The organism is Marinactinospora rubrisoli (assembly GCF_042664915.1).
Lineage (GTDB): Bacteria > Actinomycetota > Actinomycetes > Streptosporangiales > Streptosporangiaceae > Marinitenerispora > Marinitenerispora rubrisoli.
In genome coordinates, this window is the sequence record NZ_JBHTBH010000022.1 from 21,983 (window position 1) to 30,830 (window position 8,848).

General features: G+C 75.1%; 8 protein-coding genes. 6 read left to right on the top strand and 2 right to left on the bottom strand.

Features of this window, described 5'->3' with window-relative positions; genetic code table 11:
* The first annotated feature begins 22 nt into the window (after positions 1-22).
* Positions 23-856, top strand: coding sequence for an SDR family NAD(P)-dependent oxidoreductase (locus tag ACFQRF_RS27305; RefSeq protein WP_379874311.1), 834 nt, complete (start codon positions 23-25; stop codon positions 854-856).
* 99 nt (positions 857-955) lie between these two features.
* Here ACFQRF_RS27305 and ACFQRF_RS27310 read toward each other — a convergent pair whose 3' ends face one another.
* Entirely contained in the window at positions 956-2,152 is a 1,197-nt protein-coding gene (locus ACFQRF_RS27310) for a glycosyltransferase (RefSeq protein WP_379874313.1), read from the bottom strand.
* A gap of 137 nt (positions 2,153-2,289) precedes the next feature.
* On the bottom strand, positions 2,290-3,222 hold the full coding sequence (locus tag ACFQRF_RS27315) for an AEC family transporter (protein ID WP_379874314.1): 933 nt from the start codon (positions 3,220-3,222) through the stop codon (positions 2,290-2,292).
* 525 nt (positions 3,223-3,747) lie between these two features.
* On the opposite strand from ACFQRF_RS27315, the gene ACFQRF_RS27320 reads away from it, so the two are divergent.
* The 5 genes from ACFQRF_RS27320 to ACFQRF_RS27340 all read left to right on the top strand — a co-directional run.
* The gene (locus ACFQRF_RS27320; protein ID WP_379874316.1) at positions 3,748-4,032 is read left to right on the top strand and encodes a hypothetical protein; all 285 of its coding nucleotides are present in this window, start codon (positions 3,748-3,750) and stop codon (positions 4,030-4,032) included.
* Positions 4,022-5,587: a sensor histidine kinase gene (locus ACFQRF_RS27325; protein ID WP_379874317.1), complete on the top strand. Its 1,566-nt coding sequence runs from the start codon at positions 4,022-4,024 to the stop codon at positions 5,585-5,587. The genes ACFQRF_RS27320 and ACFQRF_RS27325 overlap by 11 nt, the downstream gene beginning before the upstream one ends.
* Positions 5,584-6,243, top strand: coding sequence for a response regulator transcription factor (locus tag ACFQRF_RS27330; protein ID WP_379874319.1), 660 nt, complete (start codon positions 5,584-5,586; stop codon positions 6,241-6,243). The genes ACFQRF_RS27325 and ACFQRF_RS27330 overlap by 4 nt, the downstream gene beginning before the upstream one ends.
* Positions 6,244-7,097: 854 nt before the next feature.
* Positions 7,098-8,186: a P-loop NTPase family protein gene (locus ACFQRF_RS27335; protein ID WP_379874321.1), complete on the top strand. Its 1,089-nt coding sequence runs from the start codon at positions 7,098-7,100 to the stop codon at positions 8,184-8,186.
* Positions 8,183-8,848: ABC transporter transmembrane domain-containing protein (locus ACFQRF_RS27340; protein WP_379874322.1), on the top strand; the 666-nt coding region annotated here is incomplete at its 3' end. The genes ACFQRF_RS27335 and ACFQRF_RS27340, both read left to right, overlap by 4 nt.

The following is an 8,848-nucleotide window of genomic DNA, read 5'->3' on the forward strand; positions in this document are numbered from 1 at the left end:
CCTTCCATCGTCTGGAGCCCCCATGACCACACCGGAGAACCGCGCCGTGCTCGTCACCGGCGCCGCAGGCGGAATCGGAACAGCGGTCACCCGCGCCCTCGCCGACAGCGGTTACCGCGTCTACGCCGGAGTCCGGGGCGCGCCGGGCCCGGCGGACGTGCCCGGCGTGCGTCCGCTCCCGCTGGACGTCACCGACCCCGAGAGCGTGGCGGCCGCCGCCAAGGAGGTGAGCCGAGCCGAGGGCGAGCGCGGCCTGTACGCGCTGGTCAACAATGCCGGGGTCATCGTCCAGGGGCCGCTCGAACTCGTCCCTCCGGAGGAGTTGCACCGCCAGTTCGCCGTCAACGTGTACGGTCCCGCGACCGTCACCCGCGAGTTCCTGCCGCTACTGCGGCGTGGCGGCGGGCGGATCGTCAACATCAGCGCGCCCACGGCGCGGTGCCCGGTTCCCTTCATGGGAGCACTCTCGGCCAGCAAGGCGGCACTGGAGTCGCTCTCCCACGTCAGCCGGATGGAGTTCGCCCGCTGGGACATCCCCGTGGTGATCGTGGTGCCCGGCGCGGTGAACACCGCCATCTTCGACAAGTCCACCGAGGCCGCGCGCATCGCCACGGGACGTTCCGATCCCGAGCGGGTGGCGCTGTACCGGGACCAGGTGGCGGCTCTGGAACGCATGCTCGCCGGGCAGCGGACCGCTCCCGCGCGCAGGGTCGCCGATGTGGTGGCGCGGGCCGTCGCGGCCCGCCGGCCGAAGGCGCGGTACACGGCCGGCATGGACGCCCGGCTGGTCGGCGTGCTGGCCCGCCTGCCGCTCCGGTTGCGCGACCGGGTGGCCATGACCGCCGTCGGCGGTTGACGGCGCGGCGGGAGGCGTCCTGGCCGCCGCCGAAGGACTGCCTTGCGCGGGCTCCCGGCGGGTCGCGCCGGGAGCCGGCGGAACGCGTGAAGGGTGGCCTCAGCCGAGCAGCGCGGGCGCGTCCTCGACGACGCGATCCAACGGCGGCAGAGCGAGTTCCGCCCGCTGCAACGCCGCGGCGCGGGACCGGAAGGCGGGATCGGTGCAGACCCGCCGCACCGCCTCGCGCAGCGCCTCGGGGGTGGCCTGCTCCAGGTTCAGGCGCACTCCGGCGCCGAGCGCGGCCACCCGGTCGGCGTTGGCGGGCTGCTCGGCGAAGATCGGCAGCACGACCATGGGGGTGCCGGCGGCGAGCGACTCCCGAACGCCGTTGAAGCCGCCGTGCGTCACGAACACGTCGCAGGCCGGCAGCAGCGCCCGTTGCTGCACGAACGACGTCAGGTGCACGTTGCCGGGGCGGGGACCGGTCCAATCGCGCGGATCGCGCCCGGCGCCGAGCGCCACGACGCCGGTCACCGGCAGATCCGCCAGGGCGGCGATGATCGTGTCCAGGAGGGCGGGGCGCTCGCCGAGCAGCTGCGGTGCGGTGGAGCCGAGGCTGGCCAGAACGAGCGGGCGGTCGCCGGGAAGGCCGGCGATGGCCGGGTCCAGCGGCTCCCCGGCGGCCGGAGCCGGTGGCCGGTAGTAGCGGGCGTTGGCGAGCCGGGCCTCCGGTGGGTAGAACTCCTCGGGCACCACGGCGGCGCGGAAGCCGCGGAGCGGATGCCACGGGTCGTCGACGGCGGGGAGGCCGAGCCGCCGGCGCCCGGCGTTGAGCCGGTCGAGCAGGACGGGGTGCGCCTGAGGCGACATGGGGGCGATGTCGATCACGCCGTGGGGGATGCCGAGCCGCTCGGCGGCGAGGTAGCCGCCGAACTCGGTCGACTCGCGCAGCAGGAGGTCGGGCTTCCAGCCGGTGAGCAGGTCGAGCAGGTCGTCGGCGACCCGGCCGCCCAAGACCTCGGCGAAGACGCGCGCGAACACCTCCGGCGGCAGGTCGCTGGTCACCGATCCGAGATCCGGTATCTCCTCCGGGCGGGCCATCCCGCTGAGGGCGGGGTCGCGCATGACCGTCGAGATCGCGGGGGCGTTCGGCGTCACCAGCGCCCGTAACCCGGCCTCCTCGACGTGTCCGGCCGCCTCCGGGCCGGTCGCGACGGCGACCTCGTGCCCGGCCCGGCGGGCGAGGTCGGCGACGGGCAGCACCAGCGGCACCAGGTGTGAGTAGGCGGGCAGGGCGGTGAGCACGATGCGCATGAAGCCCCTCGGGTCAGGGGCCGGCGGCGACAGGGTAGGGACGCAAGGCCACCGGCCGGAGACGATACGTGTCCGTAACCCTACTCTCGGTGACGGTGATCGTGGTCCGTTGGCCGAATCCGGACGGCCGAGCCCGGCTAGGTGCCGCCGAGGAGCACGGAGACGAGCAGGATGGCCGGCGCCGAGAGCAGCGTGGACAGCAGGATCGAGTCCCGGGCCAGCGTGGTGCCGACCTCGTACTGACTCGCGTAGGCGTGCAGGTTCTGCGCCGCGGGCAGCGCGGCGGTGACCACGACGAACAGCAGGTCGCCGTCGAGCCCGAACAGGTACCGGCCGGCCAGCCAGGCCACCGCCGGGTGGACGGCGGTCTTCAGCAGCACCGACAGCAGCACCGGCCACCGGTCCACGCCCCGGATCAGCAGGGAACTGCCGCGCAGCGAGACCCCGAAGGCCAGCAGGACCGCGGGGACCGACATCCCGCCGATGAGCGAGACCGGCTCCATGATGACCGGCGGGACGTGCCACCCCGACGCCGACACGAGGACGCCCGCGAGCGACGCGAGCACCACCGGGTTGCGGAACGGGGTCGTGACGAGGGAGGGCACCGACGGGCGAGGGGCGCCGGGGCGCCGCTGGCTGAGGTCGAGCACGGTCAGCGCCACGGGTGAGAACACCAGTTGCTGGAGCAGCATGACCGGGGCCACGAGCGTCGCGTCGCCGAGCACGTAGACCGCGATCGGGATGCCGAGGTTGCCGGAGTTGACGTAGCTGGAGCACAGCGCGCCAACGGTGGTGCGTCCCACGCCCCACCGCCGCAGCGCACCGACGGCGATGAACACGGCCGCGACCACCAGCATGCTGAACGCGGTGACCAGGAGGCTCGGGGAGGTCAGAATCGCGAGGTCGGCCCGGGCGAGCGTCTCGAACAGCAGTGCCGGCGTCGCGACGTAGAACGCCAGCCGGGTGAGGGCGCGCCGGCCGTGCTCGTCCAGCGTCCGGGTGCGCCCCAGGATGTATCCCACGCAGATGACCGACGCGATGACGCTGAAACCGGCTATGACTCCGAGCACCGGGGCTCCGGACGGTGGGGGGTGGGCGGGGCCGCGGCGTGGGGGGCCGGTGCCCGCCGCGGCCGGGCGGTCGCGGCGGTCGCGAATAACTCAGGCACCCGCTCAGGATAGCGGCGGGGCGCCGTCCGGCCCGGGGCCTGCGGGGGCCGTGGCCTCCGCACCGGCGGCCCGCTGACCTTGCGATCCGTGCCCCGGGGACAATGGCGCCCGGTCGCGGCGCGGCGGCCGGTGTGGCGTCCGCCACGCCGTGCCGGAGCCGGGCAGCGCGGCGGCGCCCGCGTGCGCCGCGCGCAAGGGGCGCCGCCGCTACTGCGGCGCCCCTTGCCCCCCTCTCCTGCGGCGGCCCGTGCTGGCGGGAGACCCGGATCCGGCGTGGCCGCTCGCGTACACTAGTTCAAATTTAAATAAAAAAGTCAAATCGGTCCGGTCACGGTTACGCCGTTACCGCCGATGGCCGGTGCAGATGAGGATCTCCTCATATCCGTTTCATGCCCGCGTCGCCTTCCACCGCGATGCTGGGCCGATATGAGACCCGTGTTCCGCCTCCTGCTGATCGCCGCCGGGGTGGCCGCGAGCGTCGTCGGCATCGCCGCGGCGTGCGGGGCCGACCACGGCGCCGGCCCGTCAGGGCCGCCCGCGGAGGTGGTGATCGGAGAGTCCGCCGATCCGCGCGCCAGCACCACCCCGTCCCCGTCCGCCTCTCCCGGCGCCGACGACGGGGTCGTCGACCCGCCGCCCGTGATCACCGGCGACGATGACGATGACGAGGACGCTGACGACGGGGATGACGGGGACGACGATGACGACTGACGGCCCGCCGGACCACCCCGGCCGCGGCTCGGCCGCCGCCGACACCCTCCCGCTCTCCGCCTCCGCCGCCCCGCCCCCCGAGGACGCCGAGCCGGTCCCCGCCGCCGCCCCCCGGCGCCGGGTGGCCGCCCGCGCCCGCATCATGGCCGGCGTCGTCATGCTGATGACCGGGCTGCTGGTGCTCGTCAACCTGGTCACCTGGCAGGCGCTGCGCAGCGAGGTCGACGACCGCGTCGACCGGGCGCTCACCCAGGAGATCGGCGAGTTCCGCGAATTCGCCGCGGTCGGCGTCGACCCCGCGACGGGACGGCCGTTCCCCGACGTCGCCAGTCTGCTGCGGGCGCACCTCAGCCGCCAGCACCCCGACCGCAGCGAGATCCTTTTCGGGCACGTCAATACCGCCCCCGGCGCCACCGTCGACACCGGCCGGGTCCGGCAGGGACAGCAGCCGCTCTTCGACGTCTCCGCCGACCCCGCCCTGCTCGACGCCGTCCTGGCCGCTCCCGAACGGCGCGGCGAGGTGCGGACCCCGCGCGGGCTGCTGCGCTGGGAGAAGATCCGGGTGCGCACGCCGGACGGCTCGACGGCCCCCGGCGGATGGTTCGTCATCGGCTACTTCGTCGACGCCGACACGGCCGGTGTCGACCGCACGGCCCGCATCCTGGCACTGGTCAGCCTGGTCGGCCTGGTGCTCACCGGCGCCGCCGCGTGGTGGGTCGCCGGGCTGATCCTGGCCCCCATCCGGCTGGTCCGCCAGACCGCCGCGCAGATCACCGAGGAGGACCTGTCCCGGCGTATCAGCGTCTCAGGCAACGACGACGTCGCCGCGCTGGCCGAGCAGTTCAACGCCATGCTCGACCGGCTGGAGGAGGCGTTCTCCGCGCAGCGCCGGTTCGTCGACGACGCCGGCCACGAGCTGCGCACGCCCATCACCATCGTGCGCGGCCACCTGGAACTGATGGGCGACGACCCCGACGAGCGGCGCGAGGTCGTCCGGCTCGTCACCGACGAACTGGACCGGATGGCCCGCATCGTGGAGGACCTGCTGCTGCTCGCCACCGCACAGCGCCCGGACTTCCTGCACCCGTCCCGGGTCTCGGTCGCCGAGCTGACCAGCGACGTTGACGCCAAGGTCCGCGCGCTGGGCGACCGCGACTGGCGGCTGACGGCCATCGGTGAGGGCACCGTCCGCCTCGATCCGCAGCGTGTCACCCAGGCCATGGTGCAGCTCGCGCACAACGCCGTCCGGCACACCGGCCCCGGCGACACCGTGCGCATCGGTTCGCAGGTGGCCGAGGACGGCGCCTCGGTGACCTTCTGGGTGAGCGACACCGGCCCCGGCATCCCGCGCGAGCGGCAGGAGGCCATCTTCGAGCGGTTCTCCCGGGGCGGGACGCCCGGCCCCGGCGACCGCACCGGCGCCGGTCTCGGCCTGGCGATCGTCCGGGCCATCACCGACGCCCACCATGGCAGGGTCGAGGTGACGTCCGAACCCGGAGCGGGGGCGACGTTCACCCTGTGGTTCCCCACGGACGGAAGAGGAGCGCGCGCGTGAGCCGGATACTCGTCGTGGAGGACGAGGAGCGGATCGCCTCCTTCGTCCGCAAGGGGCTCGGCGCGAACGGATTCGCCGTCACCGTGGTGACCACCGGGCGCGACGCCGTGGAGTGCGCGCTCACCGGTGACTTCGACCTCATGGTGCTCGACCTGGGGCTGCCGGACGAGGACGGTTTCGGCGTGCTGCGGCGCATGCGCCGGCTGGGCGCCACGCTGCCCGTCATCATCCTCACCGCCCGCGACGGCGTCCGCGACACGGTGACCGGGCTGGAGATCGGCGCCGACGACTACATGACCAAGCCGTTCCGGTTCGAGGAACTGCTGGCCCGGGTGCGGCTGCGCATGCGCTCCGAACGCGGCGCGGAGCTGACGGTACTGCGCGCCGGGGAACTGGCCCTGGACCTGCGCACCCGGCGCGCGACCACCGGCGAGGGCACCATCGACCTCACCGCGCGGGAGTTCGCGCTGCTGGAACTGCTGCTCCGGCACCCGGCCCAGGTGCTGTCCCGTGCGCAGATCCTGTCGCACGTGTGGGGGTACGACCATGACCCCGGCTCCAACGTGGTCGACGTCTACATCCGCGCGCTGCGCCGCAAGATCGGCGATCGGCGCATCGAGACGGTGCGCGGCATGGGGTACCGGCTGGCGGGGTGAGCCGAGCGCCGTGCGGAGCGGGCCGGGGACGTGCGGCCGGCGCCTCGCCAGGTGTGCTGTCCTGTGACGCGGGATGCGGGTGAGTGCGGACGCGGTGGCCGGTGGAGGGGGGCGTGCCAGGCGTCCGGCGATGCGGGCTTGTTGACCAGGGGGAGAGCGGCGTGCAGCCGTTCGTTGCAGCCGGGGCGTTCGGGCGGGTAGGGGACCATGGGCCGAGCCGGGTGCGGATGAGGCGCGTCCAGCGGGCTTTGGAGGTGAAGCAGGGCGGGGCGTGTGCCACGGCCGGGCGCAGCAACCCGGAGCCGGTGAACCGTGGCGGGCGGCTCATGGGCCGCTTCGCCTCCAGTTGGTCGTCGATCTCGACATAGCGTGCGGTCGGCAGGGTGTCCAGGTCTTGCGTCACACCTCGATCGTGGACCCCTCTCCGCATGTCCGGACGTCCACCGGACGTCGGAACCACTCGTCTAGGGCGGGCGGCGGGTCCGACGCCACGGCATCGGGCGAGCGGGACACAGACGAGCCGGATCGGTGCGTTCCGGGAAGATGCGGCCGTGCGTGCCGTCGTTCGCCTCCGCCGCCCGGGGCGCTGATCGACGTCGACGCCCCGCGACCCACCTGGCGTCCATCCCCCTTGCGGCTCAAGGCGGAGCCCTCCGGGCGTCCCGGTCCGAGCGCGCCCGGTTCTCGGCCCCTCGCCGTTCCCGCCGGTTCGGCGCCGCGGCGAAAGCCGGGGCCCGTGGCATGAGATGAGGACCCTCTCATCAACGGCTCAGCCGCGGCTCATCGTGCCGGACCAGGCTCCCAGGTGATCCCGGCGGAATCCCTCCGCCGCCGACCAGTCGGGAGCGCCCTCCATGCCAGCAACGACCACGCCCGCCCGCGTCGTCTCCGAGCTGTCCGACGCGCAACGCGCCGCCCTCAAGGTCTCCTACACGGTGCGGGCCCTCCGGGACCGCCGCCCGGCGGCCGTGCTGCGCGGGCCGGATGTGCGGCCACGGCACGGCGACGTCGTCGCAGCGGCCGTCACCTCCGTCGGCCGGCACACCCGGCTGGAACTCGCCGACGGCCGGCGGGCCCACCTCTTTCCCGGCGACCTGGTGCTGGCCGCCTACGCCGCCCGCTACGCACCGGACCAGTTCGAGGCGGTCCCACCCGCCGACCTGGGGCCGTGCCACCTCGTCGCCGCCGGCGGCATCGCGGCGCGGGTCGTCTCGGCGCACACCGCCATGACCGCACCCACCTGCTTGCGGCCGCTCGGGCTGGCCGTCGACGGACAGGGCACGCCGATCACCATGTCCGCCCTCGCCGGCCCGCCGGCGCCCCGGCCGCTGCGTCCGATCCCCACCCTCGCCGTCGTCGGCACGGCGATGAACTCCGGCAAGACCACCGCGGGAGCGGCCCTCGTCCGCGGCCTGTCCGCCGCCGGCCGCACCGTCGGCGCGGCAAAGATCACGGGCACCGGCGCGGGCGGCGACCGCTGGCTGTTCACCGACTCCGGGGCACGGGAGGTTCTGGACTTCACCGACGCCGGTCTCGCCACCACCTACCGGATCCCGGTCGAGCGGGTGCTCGCCGCGGCCGTCGGCCTGCACCGCCGCCTGGTGGTGGCCGGGGCCGACGCCGTCGTGCTGGAGATCGCCGACGGGGTGCTGCAGCCCGAGACCGCTGCGCTGCTGGCCCGCGACGAACTGCGCTCGCTCGTGGACGGATGGGTGTTCGCGGCCGGGGACGCGGCCGGCGCCCTGTTCGGCCGGGAACGGCTGCGTGCCGCGGGGCTGCCGGTCGTGGCCGTCTCCGGCCGGATCACCGCCGCCCCGCTCGCGGTCCGGGAGGCGGGCGACCGGCTCGACGTCCCGGTGCACACCCCGGACGACCTCGCCGACCCGGCGGTCGCCGCCGCCCTGCTGGCCGGCCGCGCCACCGCGGCCGAGCGGTCGGCGTGAACGCGGCGGCGCCCGCCGGCCGGCTGCCGCGGCTGCTCGCCGGGCGGCGGAGGCGGACCTTCGCCGCGCTGGTCGCCGTCGGCCTCGCCCAGGCCACCGGGGCGGTGCTGTGGGCGCTGCTGGTCTCCCGCGCGGTGGCCGGCATGACGGCCGGTCCCCAGCCGGCCCGGACGCTCGTGGCCTGGGCCGCTGCCGCGGCGGGGCTCGCCGCCGCCGTCGGTGCCCTGCGCTGCGCCGAGCGCGTCCTGGCCGAGCGGCTCGGCCAGTCTTGGAGCGCCGAGGTGCGGCTGGCGCTGTTCCGGCGGGTGACGGCCGCGCCGCTGCGCACGCCCGGCAGAGGACGCTCCACCGGAGGCACGACGCTGCGGATGACGGGCGATCTGAGCGCGCTGCGCCGCTGGGCGAGCCTCGGCCTCGCCCGGCTCGCGGTCGCCCTCCCGCTGCTGGCGGGCTGCCTGGTCGCGTTCGCGGTGATCGCCCCGGCGGCTGCGGCCGCCGCCGGGGTGGTGCTGGCGGCCGGCGGCGCCGCCGCGGTGGCGCTGTCGTCCTGGCTGCGCGCCGCCGACCGGGCCGCCCGGTCCCGGCAAGCGCGGGTGGCGGCGCACGTCGTGGAGCGGATCGGCTGCGGCCAGGTGGTGCGCGCCTTCGGCCGCGAGCGGGCC